The organism is Flavobacterium sp. KY-23415, from assembly GCF_055384985.1.
In genome coordinates this window covers 2,880,324-2,898,284 of sequence record NZ_AP044001.1, presented here as the reverse complement: position 1 = coordinate 2,898,284, position 17,961 = coordinate 2,880,324, and the positions used below count along the sequence as shown (strand labels likewise).

General features: G+C 30.5%; 18 protein-coding genes. 8 read left to right on the top strand and 10 right to left on the bottom strand.

Features of this window, described 5'->3' with window-relative positions:
- Nucleotides 1-8: 8 nt before the first annotated feature.
- Entirely contained in the window at nt 9-884 is an 876-nt protein-coding gene (locus ACZ49Z_RS12680; RefSeq protein WP_464304676.1) for a KilA-N domain-containing protein, read from the top strand.
- Between the two features lie 473 nt (nt 885-1,357).
- On the opposite strand, the gene ACZ49Z_RS12675 is transcribed toward ACZ49Z_RS12680, so the two are convergent.
- The 4 genes from ACZ49Z_RS12675 to ACZ49Z_RS12660 form a co-directional block, all read right to left on the bottom strand.
- Complete coding sequence (locus ACZ49Z_RS12675) at nt 1,358-2,032, bottom strand: copper homeostasis protein CutC (protein ID WP_464304675.1); 675 nt, start codon at nt 2,030-2,032, stop codon at nt 1,358-1,360.
- Between the two features lie 15 nt (nt 2,033-2,047).
- The gene (locus ACZ49Z_RS12670) at nt 2,048-3,049 is read right to left on the bottom strand and encodes an isoaspartyl peptidase/L-asparaginase family protein (RefSeq protein ID WP_464304674.1); all 1,002 of its coding nucleotides are present in this window, start codon (nt 3,047-3,049) and stop codon (nt 2,048-2,050) included.
- Between the two features lie 99 nt (nt 3,050-3,148).
- Entirely contained in the window at nt 3,149-5,416 is a 2,268-nt protein-coding gene (locus ACZ49Z_RS12665; protein WP_464304673.1) for a glycoside hydrolase family 20 protein, read from the bottom strand.
- Nucleotides 5,417-5,586: 170 nt separating this feature from the next.
- Nucleotides 5,587-6,285 carry a DUF1826 domain-containing protein gene (locus ACZ49Z_RS12660; RefSeq protein WP_464304672.1) on the bottom strand — a complete coding sequence of 233 codons (699 nt, stop codon included), beginning with the start codon at nt 6,283-6,285 and terminating at the stop codon, nt 5,587-5,589.
- Between the two features lie 262 nt (nt 6,286-6,547).
- Between ACZ49Z_RS12660 and ACZ49Z_RS12655 the strand changes: the two genes are divergently transcribed.
- The 3 genes from ACZ49Z_RS12655 (at nt 6,548) to ACZ49Z_RS12645 (ending at nt 8,071) form a co-directional block, all read left to right on the top strand.
- On the top strand, nt 6,548-6,787 hold the full coding sequence (locus ACZ49Z_RS12655) for a ribbon-helix-helix domain-containing protein (protein WP_464304671.1): 240 nt from the start codon (nt 6,548-6,550) through the stop codon (nt 6,785-6,787).
- A complete protein-coding gene (locus tag ACZ49Z_RS12650) occupies nt 6,780-7,055 on the top strand; it encodes a type II toxin-antitoxin system RelE/ParE family toxin (RefSeq protein ID WP_464304670.1) in 276 nt (91 codons plus the stop codon). The genes ACZ49Z_RS12655 and ACZ49Z_RS12650 overlap by 8 nt, the downstream gene beginning before the upstream one ends.
- Nucleotides 7,056-7,462: 407 nt before the next feature.
- Entirely contained in the window at nt 7,463-8,071 is a 609-nt protein-coding gene (locus ACZ49Z_RS12645) for a hypothetical protein (protein WP_464304669.1), read from the top strand.
- 65 nt (nt 8,072-8,136) lie between these two features.
- Here ACZ49Z_RS12645 and carB read toward each other — a convergent pair whose 3' ends face one another.
- Together carB and rpmH are read right to left on the bottom strand one after the other, a co-directional pair.
- A complete protein-coding gene (gene carB, locus ACZ49Z_RS12640; protein ID WP_464304668.1) occupies nt 8,137-10,992 on the bottom strand; it encodes a carbamoyl-phosphate synthase large subunit in 2,856 nt (951 codons plus the stop codon).
- A 165-nt stretch (nt 10,993-11,157) separates the two neighbouring features.
- Complete coding sequence (gene rpmH, locus ACZ49Z_RS12635; RefSeq protein ID WP_057669770.1) at nt 11,158-11,319, bottom strand: 50S ribosomal protein L34; 162 nt, start codon at nt 11,317-11,319, stop codon at nt 11,158-11,160.
- A 168-nt stretch (nt 11,320-11,487) separates the two neighbouring features.
- Here rpmH and ACZ49Z_RS12630 point away from each other — a divergent pair, with 168 nt between their 5' ends.
- Nucleotides 11,488-12,003, top strand: a complete 516-nt coding sequence (locus ACZ49Z_RS12630; RefSeq protein ID WP_464304667.1) for a DUF2892 domain-containing protein — start codon at nt 11,488-11,490, stop codon at nt 12,001-12,003.
- Nucleotides 12,004-12,241: 238 nt separating this feature from the next.
- Here the strand turns inward: ACZ49Z_RS12630 and ACZ49Z_RS12625 are convergent, their stop codons facing one another.
- Genes ACZ49Z_RS12625 through ACZ49Z_RS12615 form a run of 3 tightly spaced genes read right to left on the bottom strand, consistent with a single transcriptional unit; the run spans nt 12,242 to nt 14,200 of the window.
- Nucleotides 12,242-12,610, bottom strand: a complete 369-nt coding sequence (locus ACZ49Z_RS12625; protein WP_464304666.1) for a sulfite exporter TauE/SafE family protein — start codon at nt 12,608-12,610, stop codon at nt 12,242-12,244.
- 8 nt (nt 12,611-12,618) lie between these two features.
- The gene (locus ACZ49Z_RS12620) at nt 12,619-13,527 is read right to left on the bottom strand and encodes a lytic transglycosylase domain-containing protein (RefSeq protein ID WP_464304665.1); all 909 of its coding nucleotides are present in this window, start codon (nt 13,525-13,527) and stop codon (nt 12,619-12,621) included.
- Between the two features lie 4 nt (nt 13,528-13,531).
- Nucleotides 13,532-14,200 (bottom strand): alpha/beta hydrolase, encoded by a 669-nt coding sequence (locus ACZ49Z_RS12615; RefSeq protein ID WP_464304664.1) that lies wholly within the window; start codon nt 14,198-14,200, stop codon nt 13,532-13,534.
- Nucleotides 14,201-14,395: 195 nt separating this feature from the next.
- Here ACZ49Z_RS12615 and ACZ49Z_RS12610 point away from each other — a divergent pair, with 195 nt between their 5' ends.
- Nucleotides 14,396-14,677 (top strand): GNAT family N-acetyltransferase, encoded by a 282-nt coding sequence (locus ACZ49Z_RS12610; protein WP_464304663.1) that lies wholly within the window; start codon nt 14,396-14,398, stop codon nt 14,675-14,677.
- A 46-nt stretch (nt 14,678-14,723) separates the two neighbouring features.
- Here the strand turns inward: ACZ49Z_RS12610 and ACZ49Z_RS12605 are convergent, their stop codons facing one another.
- Nucleotides 14,724-15,341, bottom strand: coding sequence for a YceI family protein (locus tag ACZ49Z_RS12605; RefSeq protein WP_464304662.1), 618 nt, complete (start codon nt 15,339-15,341; stop codon nt 14,724-14,726).
- 341 nt (nt 15,342-15,682) lie between these two features.
- Between ACZ49Z_RS12605 and ACZ49Z_RS12600 the strand changes: the two genes are divergently transcribed.
- Both ACZ49Z_RS12600 and ACZ49Z_RS12595 read left to right on the top strand, forming a co-directional pair.
- Nucleotides 15,683-16,204, top strand: a complete 522-nt coding sequence (locus ACZ49Z_RS12600) for a hypothetical protein (protein WP_464304661.1) — start codon at nt 15,683-15,685, stop codon at nt 16,202-16,204.
- 107 nt (nt 16,205-16,311) lie between these two features.
- Nucleotides 16,312-17,946 (top strand): ABC-F family ATP-binding cassette domain-containing protein, encoded by a 1,635-nt coding sequence (locus ACZ49Z_RS12595; protein WP_464304660.1) that lies wholly within the window; start codon nt 16,312-16,314, stop codon nt 17,944-17,946.
- Nucleotides 17,947-17,961: the final 15 nt, after the last annotated feature.

Here is a 17,961-nt window from a genome sequence, read left to right as displayed (position 1 = left end):
TTTAAAATATGACTGCGAAAATAAAACAAATAGAAGTCGAGGAAAAAATAATCTCTATAACTTCACATAAAGACGATGATTATATATGTTTGACTGATATGGTTCGTGGAGAGGAAGGAAATGACCACATTAGAAACTGGATGAGAAATAGAAATACAGTCGAATTTCTTGGAATTTGGGAACAATTAAACAATCCAAATTTTAAAGGTGTCGAATTCGACACCTTTAAAAAAGAGGCTGGATTAAACTCATTTAATTTGACACCAAAAAAATGGGTTGAAACTACCGACGCAATAGGCATAATATCTAAAAGTGGCAGAAATGGGGGAACTTATGCTCACAGAGATATAGCGTTTGAATTTGGAGCTTGGATTAGCCCAATGTTCAAGTTACTCTTAATCAGAGAATTCCAAAGGCTAAAAGAAATTGAGTCAAATCAATATAATTTAGAGTGGGATGTAAAAAGAGTTTTAAGCAAAGTAAATTACCATATCCACACAGATGCAGTAAAAAATCATATTATTCCAAAATCAAAATTTTCACCAGACAAACAATGGCTTGAATATGCCGAAGAAGCTGATTTACTAAATGTAGCTCTATTTGGTTGTACTGCAAAACAATGGAAAGAAGTAAATCCACAACACGCATTAGATGGAAAAAATATGAGAGACTTTGCAAGTATTAATGAACTTGCAGTATTATCAAACCTTGAATCTATAAACTCTGAATTAATTAAAAGTGGTATTGAAAAGAGAATTAGGTTCAATAATATGCATAGAATAGCAAGACAACAATTAGAAATATTAAACAAAACGGATATGCTTAAATCAATTAAAAAGCAATCTGATTCTACTTACATAGGTGAACAAAAAAAATTGGAATAAAAAACACCACAGCCAAATACAATTGGGGTCGAAAGTAATAAAACGAAACTATTAACATAAAAGAAAGTTCAATATTAAACTGAAGAGTTAGGAGGCACATTCACGAATAAAATTTATCAATAAAATAAAAGCTTAAAGCTTCCTTACTTCTGAATTTAACCCCTTTTTTTTGAGTAAAAAACCTTGAAAACGGGGTTTACTTTTTTTTTGGGGATAATTTGACGGGTACCATATCAAACACTAAAAATATTAAAAACATATTTAAACTTCACTTTCCTTTGGGATACTATCCTAAAAAGTGTATAAGTTATAATAATGGGGTTTGACTTTTTAATTAAAGTTGAACCCTTTTTTCAAATATAGTTAAGAACTGGTTGAGGATTAATCCCCAACTATTCATAGCCGAGACCGTTATATTTAAAATAGTACGATTTTTTATTTTCAATAAGTATTTCAATTTTCACTTTGAACTCTTATGCTAATGTCAAATATTCTTTAAGACGAATAACCTCATCAAAATCAACTGTTTCCTTTCCATCTTTTAATGCAGCACTATGATAATATTTTGCTTTTATTTGGTTGTCTAAAAATTGAATATTAGTGGAACGAATACCTCCACCAGGCATAACAATTATGTCATTAGTTGCCCAATGAACTAGATCTTTCAATATTTCTTTTCCTTCTATTGCATTAGTTGTTTCACCAGAAGTAAGCACCGTTGCAAAACCTATTTCTTTTAGTATCTGTAATGCTTCTCTTTTATTTTCAATACTATCAAAAGCTCTATGAAAAGTGCACGGTAAAGGACTGGCTAACTCAATTAAAATTTTGTTTCGCTCAACATCTATCTTGTTTTCATTTGTTAAAACACCAAAAACAAAACCGTCTACTCCAATTTTCTTCATCTCTTTTATAGATTCTTGCATCAATAAAAAATCTATACTTGAGTAATTGAAACTTTCATGCGTTGGTCTAATCATTACATTAAGTTCGTTTTTAATTACTCCTCTTACTCTTTTAACAAGATCTAATTGAGGTGTAATTCCACCAATTTTATATCCTTCACACAATTCAATTCTATCTGCTCCTGCTTTTGATGCAATTAGGGCAGATGCTTCGTTGAAACAAGCTATTTCTATTTTTTTCATTTATTTTATGATATTCTACTTCAAATAAAAATCAGCATCAATCAATCGGTTTCCAGAATGATCATGAATAGCATAATTAAAACCTCCTTGGATACAATAGGAGCCATGTTCACCTCTCTTATTTAAAGCAATAAACCCTACTTGAATGTCTTTTAGACTTTTATTTCTATTTTGAGTCAATTTCACTATTCGCATTACTGCTTCTTCACACGCTTTTTGCGGTGAACGCCCTTGACGCATTAATTCTACAACTAAATGACAACCTGCAATACGAATGACTTCTTCTCCATGACCTGTGGCTGTAGCTGCTCCTATTTCATTATCTACATACAATCCTGCACCAATAATGGGCGAATCTCCAACTCGTCCATGCATTTTATAAGCCATTCCACTTGTTGTGCATGCTCCTGATAAATTTCCGTGTTCATCTAAGGCAATCATCCCTATGGTATCGTGATTTTCAATATTTACTATTGGTTGATATTTACTACTTTTTAGCCATTCTTTCCATTCATTTTCAGAAGCTTCAACCATCAAATTTTCTTTTTCAAAACCTTGGCTTAAGGCAAACTGCAATGCTCCCTCACCAACTAACATTACATGTGGTGTTTTTTCCATAACAGCTCGTGCAACGGATATAGGATGTTTTATATGCTCTAAACACGCAACAGAACCTATATTTGAGAATGCATCCATAATACAAGCATCCAGCGTTATTCTTCCATCTCTATCGGGTCTTCCTCCATAACCAACACTTCTTTCACTAGGATCTCCTTCAGGTATTTTAACACCTGCTTCTACTGCGTCTAAAGCATTTCCTTTTTTACTTAGAACTTGCCAAGCGGCTTCATTGGCTTGAATTCCAAATTGCCAAGTGGACAAGACAACTGGTTTTTTAGTTTTTTTATTCTTATTGGTAACCATCATTTTCTCTTCATTATGTTGAAAAGAACTCATGCTTAGCCCAGCCATAGCTAGTGCAGATTTTTTTAAAAAACTTCTTCTATTGTTTTTCATCCGTACAAAAATTGAAATTATGACAGTTAAAATTCCATTTTATAAGACTTTAATATTTCACTCTCTTTATAAACAGAACTTTTATTTACATTTTTAATATTAATCTATTCTTATTTCATCTACAAACAACCAAGAATTTTTACCTTCTCCGGCTTCACCAACAGGTATTTTTCCAAAATTTTTAGCTATGACTTTTACAAATCTAGCTTTAGATGTTTCAAATTCTAACGCTAATTTACCTTCAGTTTGACGAATATAATCTATAGTACAATTTCTACTTTCTCTAAAATTTTCTCCATCATCCGATAAGTACACAGTAACGCTCTCAGGGTAATAAATCCAATTTGGTCTGCTCTCAAAAAATTGAATTGTAACTTTTCCTATGTTCTCTTGTTTGTTCAAATCAATAATGGCATTTACGTCTTTTCCTGAAAACCCTAACCAATCATTTTTATATTTCAATGGATCACCAATGATACCATTAACTAATGTCTTTGCTCCTTGTTCATAATAGCTTGTACTAGGTTCTTCTGATAGTTTAATTGTTTTTGCTGTAGCTTTTGAAACATAAAAATCTTGTACAAACGTTACACTTTTCTGTTCCGCCTCTTCAAAATAAGCTGCTTTTACTGTACAATTTTTTTTAATCTCTATCGGTTTTTGATACAATTCACTAAAAGCATTAGGTTCTGAACCATCAAGTGTATATCTTATATTATCTATTTTGCTCGATTGTAATGTTACAAACAATTTTTGCTCTTGGATATTTGTTTCAGCAATTACTTCATAGAGTGCTTTGCTATAGTTTATTCCCATTTTTTCCAATCTTGGAAAAAAAGCAATCACTCGCTCTGCAAATTGATCATATTTCCCCTTGTCGGATGTACCCCAAACTACTTCTGATAAGGCTAAAATTCTGGGAAAAACCATATATTCTACATGTTTTTCATTTAATATATATTCTGTCCACACATTTGCTTGAGCTCCTAAAATATATTTTTCATCTCCTTTTGATAATTCTTCTGGTATGGGATTAAAGCTATATACTTTTTCTAATGTGGTATGCCCACCAATTGCTAAAGGTTCGTTTTTGGGATTTCCTTGATAATGATCAAAATAACAATACCCACCTGGAGACATCACAACATTATGTTTCTGTTTTGCTGCTTCAATTCCTCCTTCTGTGCCTCTCCAACTCATAACCGCTGCATTAGGTGCTAATCCTCCTTCTAAAATTTCATCCCAACCAATAATTTGTCGTCCTTTACTATTTAAGTATTTTTCAATTCGGGTTATAAAATAGCGTTGCAATTCATTTTCATCTTTTAGTCCTTCTTTCTTCATTAGATTTTGACAATGATTACATGTTTTCCATCTTGTCTTTGGACATTCATCTCCTCCAATATGAATGTATTCAGAGGGAAAAAGTTCTAGTACTTCATCCAAAACGTTTTGCAAGAAAACAAATGTTTCTTCTTTTGGACAGTACACATCATCAAAAACACCCCATTTTTGTGCAACTTCAAAAGGACTACTAGTACACGATAATTCAGGATAAGCCGCTAATGCTGCCAAAGCATGACCTGGCATTTCTATTTCTGGAATAACAGTAATATGTCGTTGCTTTGCATAAGCTACTACTTCTTTTATCTCTTCTTGTGTATAAAATCCTCCATATCGTATAGTATCAAATTTTTGTTCACTATAAGCTCCAATCATTGTCCCTTTTCTCCAAGCACCAATCTCTGTTAATTTTGGATATTTTTTTATTTCAATTCGCCATCCTTGATCTTCTGTTAAATGCCAATGAAAAGTGTTCAACTTTAAGAAAGCCAAATAATCTATATATTTTTTCACAAAATCAGTTGAGAAAAAATGCCTGCAAACATCTAAATGCATTCCTCTCCAAGGAAACTTTGGTGTATCTTTTATTTTTACTCCTTGTAATTGTATTTCTTTTCTTGACTCAAATGGGATTAATTGTAACAAACTTTGTATTCCATAAAAAATCCCTTTATTACTTATGGCTGTTATGACTATTTTACTCTGATTAATTTCTAAGGAATAAGCTTCCTCTGTTTCAAATTGATCGTTTGAATCAATTAAATTCAAAATAATCGCATTGTTGTTTTTATTTTTTGATTTTGGAATTACTGAAATCCCTGTTTGTTTTAGTAATGATTCTTTCAAAAAATCGCTTTCAAAAGTTGTTTTGGCTGTACTATATAGGTTGGTTTTATTATTTAAAGTGAAATATTCATTTGTTATTTCTTGATGAAGCGGCTTTGGAATTATTGATGCAATTTTGCTCTGACTGTAACCAATAAGTACATTGCACACAAGTATCACTAAGAATTTAATTTTCATGTTATTTGTTTTACAATCTCAAATATACAAAAAGCACCTTGTTATTTAACAACTTGCCATAAAGCAATCTAAATAGGGAAAGGAATCGCGTGTTTTGCTTGAGTTTATAATTTTAAAATAAACGAAACATTAGACCCAAATTAACGTTCACTACCAATCATAAGCTATTTTTAGCAAATCAATAACAACCGATATTCACCCTCGTTTTCCATGGGTGCTCTGTGAACGCAAGGTAGCACTTGCTGTTCTGGATGGTCAACAGCTAAACGACAAAGATGTCCAAGCCCTAAAGGAATGGGCAATGCATTAGGTTGCGCTTCATAATGCAAATCAAAATAATTTTCACTTAAAAAATTGTCAAATTCCTCCTCAGGGCCATCATATAATTGGTTGAGTTTTTCTCGAATTTCTGGAATTAGAATTTTTTGACGCACTTCTGCATTAGAAATAATATCACTTGTTGCTCCATAGTAGGTACACAAAAAAGTATCTGTAGCAATGGGAGAACGATCCACGTGATACGAATACACATCCGTGGCTATGAAATCAAATTCATCATCACGCTCATAGCATTTTAGTAAATTAAGCGTTGGTGAAGCTCCATAATTTGCTAATAATTGAAAGTCATTGAGAATAATGCTTCTCGCTATATTTCCTTTTTCTGATAGTTGAAGTGCTAAAAGATCTTTAGGATGAACTACTGTTATATTTTCTTTTAATTGCAATTGAGCAACAATTTCTTTAAAATCGCCTTCCAAGTTTCTGTGCCAACACAAAGCATTCATTTCACCCACAAAATTGGTTTGTACCAGTTCCTCGAAACTCGATACCATTCCAATTTGACTGCTTTTAGAAAATGTATTACTCATAATATGTGATTTGGAAGCTTAATTACGTAATGCACTACAAAATTATGGAATTGAATGGAGTTTTAGGATTTTTAGACTTATAAACTTTAAGGTAAACCAGCTAATTAAAATAGCTACATAAATTCTCAAGCTAAGAATTTTATTGACTTCGGAGCGTTCTATTTAATTTTTGAAGAAAAAATTTTGCTCTAAATGCATTAGAAAAGCAAATTTTTTCATTAATTTTATATGGTGTAAATTTGCACCACTAAATAATTTTCTTATGTCAAGACAAAGTATCACATTAGCCAATCAAAATGATGAATGGTTAAAAGAACAAGTAGCTAAAGAAGAATTTACAAGCAAAAGTGAAGCCGTAAATTATTTGATTAAACAAGCACGTGAACGAGAAGCGTATCACGAATTTGTGCAAGCAAAAATTAACAAAGGTTTAAAAAGTGGTTTCAGTACAAAAACAAAAGAAGAACTTTTAGCCGAGATAAAAAGTCGTTTAAATGTTTAATTACAAACTATCTTTTGAAGCAGAAGATGATATTCTCAGAATTTTTGAATATGGTTTAGGAAGATTTGGCTTGCAACAAGCAAACAAATATTATGAGATGCTATTCGACTGTTTTAACAAAATTGCATCTAATCCTTTTCTTTTTCCTATTGTAACAACTTATAAAAATGTAGAACGTTATTGTGTTTGCGGAGTTGACACTATCTACTACAACATCAAAGCCGATACAATTGAAATTATTACTATAATTGGCAGACAAGATTTTTAATAATAAAAATAAACCATTAGAGAGATTAAGGTAATTAAGCAAAACCCTTACTAAAACTTAATGCATTAATGGTGAAAAAAAATTAATAGAATATAATTATTTATAAATGAAGAAACGAACGAAAACAGGAAGCTTTTTTCAAAACAAAAAGGAGTTACATCAAAGAAAAATACTTTAAAGAAAACGCAGAATTCATCATTCATAATTGTTTTTTTTTAAAAAAAAGGTAATATTTTTGCTCTTTTAAAATAAAAACGAAATAACTGAAAACAAAAAAGAAGTTTTTAGAGTATGAAATAATAAATTCTATACAATTAAAATAAACAAAACTTCTTTATGTAATCCTAAATATTTATATGGCTTAAAAATCAAATAATTTTAATTTATTTAACTTAGTGAAAAAAATCATGAATACAAAAAGAATAATTGCTTCAATTATAACAATAGCATTTTTCATAATCTTTAAATATCTAATTCCCTTAAAGTTTTATGAAAAATCTCCAATTATACTTTCTTTTTTCTTTTCAATAATTATTTCAATTTTGTCAATATGTACATTAACAAACATATATAGTATAAGTCGAATAAAAAAAATTATAAATTCCTCTGAAAACATAGCGGGAGTTGTTTTATTAATTTTCATAACTACTTTTTCTATTATCGGATTCACTTTTTATTTTACAATGAATGAAAAAGATAGAGTCGAAAACGATCTAAAATACAACTCTAAAAAAACTGATGGAATTATTTTAGATAAATACCAATTAGAACAAAAATTAAAAATTAAAAAGGATGTATTCACTAAAGTTAAAGTTGAATATATAGTAAATGGTGAAAAAATTATTTCAGAGCACAACTCAAATTTAGGCTTAATACAACTACCTGAAAAAGGAAGTAAAGTAAAAATTTTATATTCTAAAAATTTACCTAAAAATTTTATAATTGATGAAGTTGAGAATAGTACTAAAGCATCTACATTAGAAGAAACAATGGAATTAATAAAACAAATAGATTAAATTTAGAATATAATCAAAATTTTGTTAACTAAAAAATCCCAATCTTTCGATTGGGATTCCTATTTCTATTTACTCAAATACATTTTTCTTCTAGAATACAACTCGTAAAACTGATCGTCTTTTAAATCGTCTATAAACAAGATGCTTTCTCCAGTCGATTTCATTTCTGGTCCTAAGGCTTTGTTTACGTTTTTGAACTTACTAAAAGAGAAAACTGGTTGCTTAATTGCATATCCTTTTAATTGTGGGTTAAAAGTAAAGTCGGTTACTTTGTTGTGTCCTAACATTACTTTCGTAGCATAATTTACATAAGGCTCTCCGTAGGCTTTCGCAATAAAAGGAACCGTACGAGACGCTCTCGGGTTGGCTTCAATGATATATACTGTATCGTCTTTAATTGCAAACTGGATATTGATTAATCCAACGGTTTTAAGAGCGCGTGCAATTTTATGTGTATGCTCTTTGATTTGGTGCATTACAAACTCACCCAAATTAAATGGTGGTAATGTTGCATTACTATCTCCTGAGTGCACACCACAAGGTTCAATATGCTCCATGATCCCTATAATATAAACATTTCCATCGGCATCGCAAATGGCATCTGCTTCAGCTTCGATAGCACCGTCTAAATAATGATCTAATAATAATTTATTTCCAGGAATCGATTTTAATAAATCAATTACATGTTCTTCTAACTCTTGTTTATTAATTACAATTTTCATTCCTTGACCTCCTAACACATAAGAAGGACGCACTAATAAAGGAAAATCTAATGAGTCTGCCAAAATTGAAGCTTCCTCTGCACTTTCAGCAATTCCAAACTTAGGGAAAGGAATTTCTAGTTCGGTCAACAAATCAGAGAAACGTCCTCTATCTTCTGCTAAATCTAAAGCTTCAAAAGAAGTTCCAATAATTTTCACACCATGTTTCGATAATTTTTCCGCTAATTTTAAAGCCGTTTGTCCTCCCAATTGTACAATTACTCCTTCTGGTTTTTCATGACGAATGATATCGTAAATGTGTTCCCAAAAAACAGGTTCGAAATATAACTTATCAGCCGTATCAAAATCGGTTGAAACCGTTTCAGGATTACAGTTAATCATGATTGTTTCATAGCCACATTCTTTGGCTGCTAAAACACCATGCACACAAGAATAATCGAATTCAATTCCTTGTCCAATTCTATTAGGTCCAGAACCTAAAACAATAATTTTCTTTCTATCGGTAACAATACTTTCGTTGTGCACATATCTTGTTCCGTCTGTTTTTTCAATTTCAGCTTCAAAAGTAGAGTAATAATAAGGTGTTTGTGCTTTAAATTCTGCCGCACAAGTATCTACCAATTTATAAACTCTGTTAATATTTTGTTCTTCTCTTAATTTATATACTTGACTTTCCAAACACCCCATCATGTGAGCAATTTGTCGGTCACCATAGCCTTTTTGTTTGGCTTCAAGAAGCAATTCTCTAGGTAATGTGTCAACCTTATAATTTGAAATCTCCTTTTCTAAAGCAAATAGCTCTTCATATTGTTTTAAGAACCACATGTCAATTTTTGTAATTTCATGAATACGGCTCAATGGAATTCCCATGGCAATAGCATCATAAATTACAAAAACTCTGTCCCAACTTGCATTGGTTAATTTTTCAATAATTTGATCATAATTTTTAAACCCTTTTCCATCAGCTCCTAAACCGTTACGCTTAATTTCTAAGGACTGTGTTGCTTTATGCAATGCTTCCTGGAACGAACGACCAATTCCCATTACTTCCCCTACGGATTTCATTTGAAGTCCTAATGTTCTATCAGCACCTTCAAATTTATCAAAATTCCAACGTGGTATTTTTACGATTACATAATCTAGTGTTGGTTCAAACAAAGCCGAAGTAGATTTTGTAATTTGATTTTGGAGTTCATCAAGCGTATAACCTAATGCTAATTTACTAGCAATCTTAGCAATTGGATAACCTGTAGCTTTAGACGCTAGTGCAGAAGAACGAGACACACGAGGGTTAATTTCTATGGCAACAATATCTTCTTTTTCATCTGGAGACACAGCAAACTGCACGTTACAACCACCTGCAAAGTTTCCGATAGAACGCATCATTAAGATCGCCATATCTCTCATTCTTTGAAAAGTAGTATCAGAAAGTGTCATGGCTGGAGCCACAGTAATACTATCTCCTGTATGAATTCCCATTGGATCCATATTTTCAATAGTACATATAATAACTACGTTATCGTTTTTATCTCTTAATAATTCTAATTCATATTCTTTCCAACCCAAAAGCGCTTTATCAATTAGTACTTCGTGAATTGGAGACATTTCTAAACCATACGATAGTTTTTCATCAAACTCTTCTGCAGTATGCACAAAAGCAGCCCCAGTTCCTCCAAGTGTGAAAGATGGACGAATTACTAAAGGAAAACCAAATTCTTGTGCAATTTCTTTCCCTTTCAAGAAAGAATTGGCAGTTTTTGCAGGTGCTGCACCCACTCCTAATTTTACTAGAAGTTGTTTGAATTGTTCTCTATCTTCTGTAATATTGATTGCGTTTACATCGACACCAATCATTTTAACATTAAAGTCTTCCCAAATTCCTTTTTCATCTGCTTCTAAACATAAATTCAAAGCAGTTTGTCCTCCCATAGTTGGAAGTACCGCATCAATTTGAGGATGTTCTTTTAAAATTTCAATTAGTGATTTTGTCGTAAGCGGTTTTAAATATACATGATCTGCCATTGTTGGATCTGTCATGATAGTAGCAGGATTAGAGTTAATCAAAATAACTTCTATTCCTTCTTCTCTAAGAGAGCGTGCAGATTGAGATCCTGCATAATCAAATTCACAGGCTTGTCCAATTACGATTGGACCTGAACCTATAATTAAAACCGATTTAATTGAATTGTCTTTTGGCATTTTATATAAGTAGTTGTGATTGTTGTAGTTGTATCTTCAAAAGTAGTTCGTTTGTTTTAATTTTTAAACTTTGTGAACTACTTATTTATTAAATTTTGTGAACAAGTTTAAAAAAAAGCCGCTACTAATAAAAGTAACGGCTCTATTATGATTAAAAACTAATCATTATTTTTTATGTCTTGGTTCGCTAGAAACAGTCAATTTATGTCTTCCTTTAGCTCTTCTACGTGCAAGGACTTTTCTTCCATTCGGAGAAGACATTCTGTCCATAAATCCGTGCTTATTTCTTCTTTTTCTTTTCGATGGTTGAAACGTTCTTTTGCTCATTACTTGTATTTTTAAAATCTATAATTTAAAATCTCTTTTTTATCTCAATTGATTTTCGCTTCTTGAAAACCGAGTGCAAATATACAAAGTCTTTTTTCAATTACAAGTACTTTTTTAAAAATATTTTTAATTGATTTTATTACCTTTGCATCACTTAAAAAAATAATTATGTTCAACAAAAATATTAAGTTAGGGTTAACAGGTTTAATAGTTGCTTTTGCAATATACCAATTTACAGAGAATAATATAGGGAATGGTATTTTTTTATTGTTATTTTCAACTATTTTCATTTTCTTATATTTTAAAAATGAAATGATTTTATTAGCTTTTTTAAAGCTAAGAAAACAAGATATGGATGGAGCCAAAAAATGGTTAGACAAAATTACTAATCCAGAAACAGCTTTGGTTCGAAAACAACAAGGATACTATAATTATTTAAATGGTATTATGTTATCTCAAACCAATTTAACTCAAGCAGAGAAATTTTTCAAAAGAGCCATTGAATTAGGATTGTCTATGGATCAAGATTTAGCATTAGCTAAACTACAACTGGCAGGTATTGCGATGACAAGAAGAAGAAAAATCGAAGCTAACAAGTTATTAACTGAAGCTAAAAAATTAGATAAACACGGAATGCTTAAAGATCAAATCAAAATGATGAAGGATCAAATGAAGAAAATCTAACACATCGATTAAAGTTAAAATTTCATAGATTACTTGTAATGACTCTTAATTTTAACGAATTTGTAGGCTAGTTATCGGCTATTTTTTTTATTGATTATTCACTTTTATATATTTGATATAACTTTAAAATTATTCAACTATACACCTTTGCCTGTAAGTAGGCAAATTCTTAAAAGCAAAGGTAAAAAAGCCCCAATTCTCTCAAATTGGGGCTTTTTCATTACCTCAGATTTTAATCTTATTTACTTAATAGCATTTTTCCTGCAATTACTAAAAGTATCACTCCAAAAACTTTTTTTAACATTTTTTGATCTAAGGAAATAGCAATTTTACTCCCAACTACTCCACCAATAACAAAAAACAAAGCTATTATTCCAGCATATCTCCAATCTAAATAACCTTCTTTATGATAATTATATGCCGCCAACAATGTAACAGGAACTGCTAACACTGCCAAACTTGTTCCTTGTGCTTGATGTTGATTTAATCCAAGAAAAAGGATTAACAAAGGAACCATTACTACTCCACCTCCTACACCCACTAACCCACTCAACAAACCAGCTAGTAAACCAATTAATATAAGCGCTAAAATTGTTTGTATTGTCATTTTTTTCATTATTTCGAGTATCCAGCTGTTGGAATTTCAATTTCATATTTCTTTCCTGATTTATTGGGTAATTTTCTATCTCTTAACCATTGGTTATGGATTTTTAAAATTTTATAATTAATTCCTTGCGAAATTGCAAAATCTGCCAAATCATTAATTGTCGTATCTACTTCTATTTTTTTCACTGGTACTTCTTTATACAATGCATTTTGCGGAATATCAAAGCCATACTTTTTTGGATTCAACATAATCTCTTTTAAAGCCAAGATACGATAAACATAGCGTGCTGTTTCTTCTGTTAACAACACATCATAATAACTATTCACTTTTTGGGATTCTAGCTGTCGAGAAACACCTGCCATACCTCCGTTATAGGAAGCAGCTGCTAACGTCCAGTTTCCAAATTTTGCATAAGCACTTTTTAAATAATCACAAGCTGCCTCTGTTGATTTTTCCAAATGATATCGCTCATCTACATATTCGTTCACTTCCATTCCTTTTTCTTTCGCAGTAGCAGGCATAAATTGCCAAACACCTCTTGCTCCAGCGGGCGAAACCGCATTCACTAAACTACTTTCTATAACTGCCAAATATTTGAAATCGTCTGGAATTCCGTTTTTAGCTAAAATAGGCTCAATGACAGGAAAAACTTTATTGGCTCTTTTTATAACTAATATTGTGTTCGTATGATAGTTCATATTGGTAATCATTTCCCTATCTAATCGCTCTTCAACATCTGCCATATAGGTTGGCACTTCTTCATTTGCAAAATTCATTTGAAGAGGATAGTCAACATGGATTGCATCTTCTTTTGTTTCCGAGTTTGCGTTCGTTTTTGTAGTTGCATGAATAAAAAATGCACTTATTGTTACTACAGAGCTTACCAAAACAACTCTTTTTAAAATTCCGTTCTTCATAATATTAGTTCTTTTCGTTATTTAAAATAATTTTAGGTAAATTTTCATTAATCCACTTATACTTGTTGATAATCATTATATGAGTTCCTCCTTTAATTTGGATTGCATTTTTAATATTTTGTATTGGAAAAACCTCATCTGCATCTCCATGAATATGAACCACATCTTTGGATGGTTGTGTTCTTGACCATAAAATTACGCTTTCTATTGCCCAATCCAAATATTTTTTATCTCTAACAGATAAATATTTCTCATAAAGTTTTAATCTACTAGAAATTATATTTTCTCCAAAAGCATATTTAACAAGTGTTTCAACATTGGCTAACAAACTTGTAGGTATCAATTTATAGGCTAGTGTTTTTTTTGCAATTTTCATTCGGGTTGGCATTTCCTTATTTGTTTTCACACTCGATATAATAATTGTTTTTCTAGTAGAAATGTGTGTTGCCATTTCTTGCACTAATATTCCACCGAAAGATACCCCCACTAAAACAGGATTTTCATGTTGAATTTTTTTTGTCATTCGCAAAGCATACTCACTAAGTGTTTCTTTATTTTCTGGAATAAACCATTCCAAGAAATGAATTTCAAATTCTTCAGGTAATTTTATATTTTCAAAAATCACTGGACTTGCTGCCAAGCCTGGCATGAAATATACTGGTATTTTAGACATTTTATTTTAATATTAAAAGTAATAATTTTGCATAAAAATATTACAATTACTTTATTTAATAATTTAGTTTTACATTTTTTTAAACAAATTAACAAAAAGTTAAAATTCTTTGAAACTGTAATTTAATACATTATATTTGTTGATGTTTGTGTTTTTAAGAACTTCACATTACAATTTAATTCAAAGTATTAACCAATGGAAATTAAAGATAATGAATTGCTTCGACAATTTGAAATTACTACAGATTCTGGACTAGTATCAATTGAATATTCTTTACAAGAAAGAAAGCTTTTTTTAACAAAATTCTGTGAAAATGAAAATGAAGATGAGGAGTTACAAGACAAATTTATTAGAAATGTTTTAGCTCTAGCAGAAGAAAGAAAATTGAAGGTTGTTCCAACTCATATTAAACTTATTAAGTTTTTTAGAAAAAACAGAAGGTATCAAGAAATGCTTCCTCCAGGTATTAAAATATAAAAAAAACGTCTCTAATTGAGACGTTTTTTTTTATGTCTTAATACCATTATTCAAATTGAACAGAACCATTAATTGCTACTTCACTCCAAGTTTTACTAACTCCGTCTGGTCCTTTATGCAATTCAAAACAAGCTTTATTAATAGCTTGTATTGCAGTTTGAGCTCCAAAATCTTCTAAATTAATAGTGCTATCAATACTGAATTTTTTATTTTCATAAGCAAAAGGCACTTCTAATTGTTTCGTAACATCGTTCAATGTTAACGTAAGAAAACATTTTCCATCTCTAAAATTAAAAACACCTCCAATTAATTCAGTATTTTTTAATGCACCGAAAAAAATTGTCTTTAATTTAGTATCTCTATCTTCATTATTGGTAAACAAACTACTCACAGGAATTGAAAAAGTAGCCCCTTCTAAAACCGCTTCTGGTGTTTCTCCTGTCTGTGTATTTTTCAATTCTATTTCTTTAAAACTACCTCCTACAGCTACTTTATCTGTAGTTTTGTATGCAATCCAATTTACTTTTGTAGAATCTGTAATTATCTTTAAACTACTAACATCTTCCGTTTTCACTTCTTCAACTGGAGTTTCTTGTTTTTCTTCTTTTTTACAGCTTGTAGCAAACAAAGCTACAGCAAATGCAAATACTGCTATTTTTTTCATTTTTGTTTTTTTTTATGTTCAACCAAAGATACTAAGATTTTAAACCTCCAACCAAATACAAACGTTAAAGATTAGTAAATTTATTAATTATTTAAAATTATTTTCTGCAAAGGTATTTCCTAGTAAATAAAATTACAATTGAATATAATGAAAACATAATTGGAATACTTACAGTAAATAGCATTTACAGGAAAATAATAATTTACTTGATGAATAAATAACAATTAAGGTGTTTTCAAACAGCATATTTCATTTATATTTGCACCTTCAAAGTTTCAGCAACTATAGTGTTCTAATTTTCTAGCCTTTTTATAATCAGTGTGCTTTTTAAAATAATTTATATGAAAAATATAGTATTACTTTTTATCATTTTTGCTTTTTATTCATGTAAAAAAAAAGAACATAAAGTTTCAATCCTTTTAGTAGAAACTCTTATAGAATCATCTAATTTTTATCAAAGTGAATGTAATAAAATTGAAGAATCAATTAGATCTAAATATGATGATAATGGAACAAAATCAGGAAAATTTGACACTTTAATCCTTATTAAAGGAAAAATAGAGAATCTCTATAAAGTGATTAAAACTAAAGATAAAAAAGAGATGATTGCTTTGCAAAAACAAAAGATAGAAGAAATTAACTTTTTAAATTCTGAATACAAAATAAGACAATTAGATAAGGAAAAATTAGATGCATTAGATCAAACGATAGTAATCAATTATATAAAATATCAACTTTATAAAGATTTGTATTCTAAATATAATTCACACCTAAGCAAAATGCCTATTTATTGTGGTTACAATGTGCTTTCTGAAAAACAATATGAACTTATTGAAATAATTAAAAAATCAAATATTAAATAATTCTACAATTACTCTATATTTGCACCTTTAAAAAAGAAGTTAATTACCAACCAATGTGTCACTTTTAACTTTTTGACTTTTAACTTTCGACTCTTAACTTTTTTATAATGATTACAGTAAACGATATTGCCGTAGAATTTGGAGGAACCACTCTTTTTAGCGAAGTTACTTTTGCTATTAATGAAACCGATAAGATTGCCCTTATGGGTAAAAATGGAGCGGGAAAATCTACTTTATTAAAAATTGTAGCTGGGGAAAACAAGCCTACTAGAGGTGCTATTTCTGCTCCGAAGGAAACAGTTATTGCCTATTTACCACAGCATTTATTAACAGATGATCAATCTACGGTTAGAGAAGAAACCTCTAAAGCATTTGCTGAAATTTTTAAAATGAAAGCAGAGATTGATGACATCAATGAGCAGTTAACAATTAGAACCGATTATGAAAGTGATGCTTACATGAAATTAATCGAGAAAGTTTCTGAACTTTCTGAGAAGTTTTATGCTATTGAAGAAGTGAATTATGATGCCGAAGTTGAAAAAGTATTAAAAGGGTTAGGTTTTTCTAGAGAAGACTTTGACCGTCCTACAAGTGAATTTTCTGGGGGTTGGAGAATGCGTATTGAATTGGCTAAAATTCTATTAAGAAAACCTGATTTAATTTTACTAGATGAGCCTACAAATCATTTGGATATGGATAGTATTCAATGGCTGGAAGACTTTTTGGTAAACCAAGCCAAAGCAGTAATGGTAATTTCTCACGATAGAGCCTTTGTAGATAATATCACGAATCGTACCATTGAAGTTACTATGGGGCGTATTTATGACTACAAAGCTAAATATTCACATTATTTAGAATTAAGAAAAGACAGAAGAGTACACCAACAAAAAGCCTATGATGAACAACAAAAATTCATCGCAGACAACCAAGCATTTATTGATCGTTTCCGTGGTACTTTTTCTAAAACAGATGCAGTTCAATCTCGGGTTAGGATGTTAGAAAAATTAGTTCCTATTGAAGTAGATGAAGTAGATAATTCGGCTTTAAAGTTGAAATTTCCACCTTCTGTTCGTTCGGGTCAATATCCGGTTATTGTTAAAGATTTACATAAAAGTTATGGTGATAAAGTAATTTTTAAAGATGCTAATATTGTTATTGAAAGAGGGCAAAAAGTAGCTTTTGTGGGTAAAAATGGAGAAGGAAAATCGACCATGATAAAAGCTATAATGAAAGAAATTGGTATTGATAGTGGTAGTGTTGAAATTGGTCATAATGCTCAAATTGGTTATTTTGCTCAAAATCAAGCCGCTTTGTTAGATGGTGAAGCGACTATTTTTGAAACCATTGATCGTATTGCTGTAGGAGACATTCGTACGCAGATTAAAAATATTTTAGGTGCTTTTATGTTTCAAGGTGATGATATTCAAAAGAAAGTTAAAGTGCTTTCTGGAGGAGAAAAGACACGCTTGGCCATGATTAAATTATTATTAGAACCTGTTAATTTACTAATCTTAGATGAGCCTTCAAATCACTTAGATATGAAAACTAAAGATATTATTAAAGATGCTTTGCGCGATTTTGACGGGACCTTAATTCTAGTTTCTCACGACCGTGATTTCTTAGATGGTTTGGCTACGAAAGTATTTGAATTTGGTAACAAAAGAGTGAAAGAACATTTTGAAGATTTGAAAGGTTTCTTAGAAATTAAGAAAATGGATTCTTTAAAGGAAATTGAGAAATAATAAACATTGATTTTT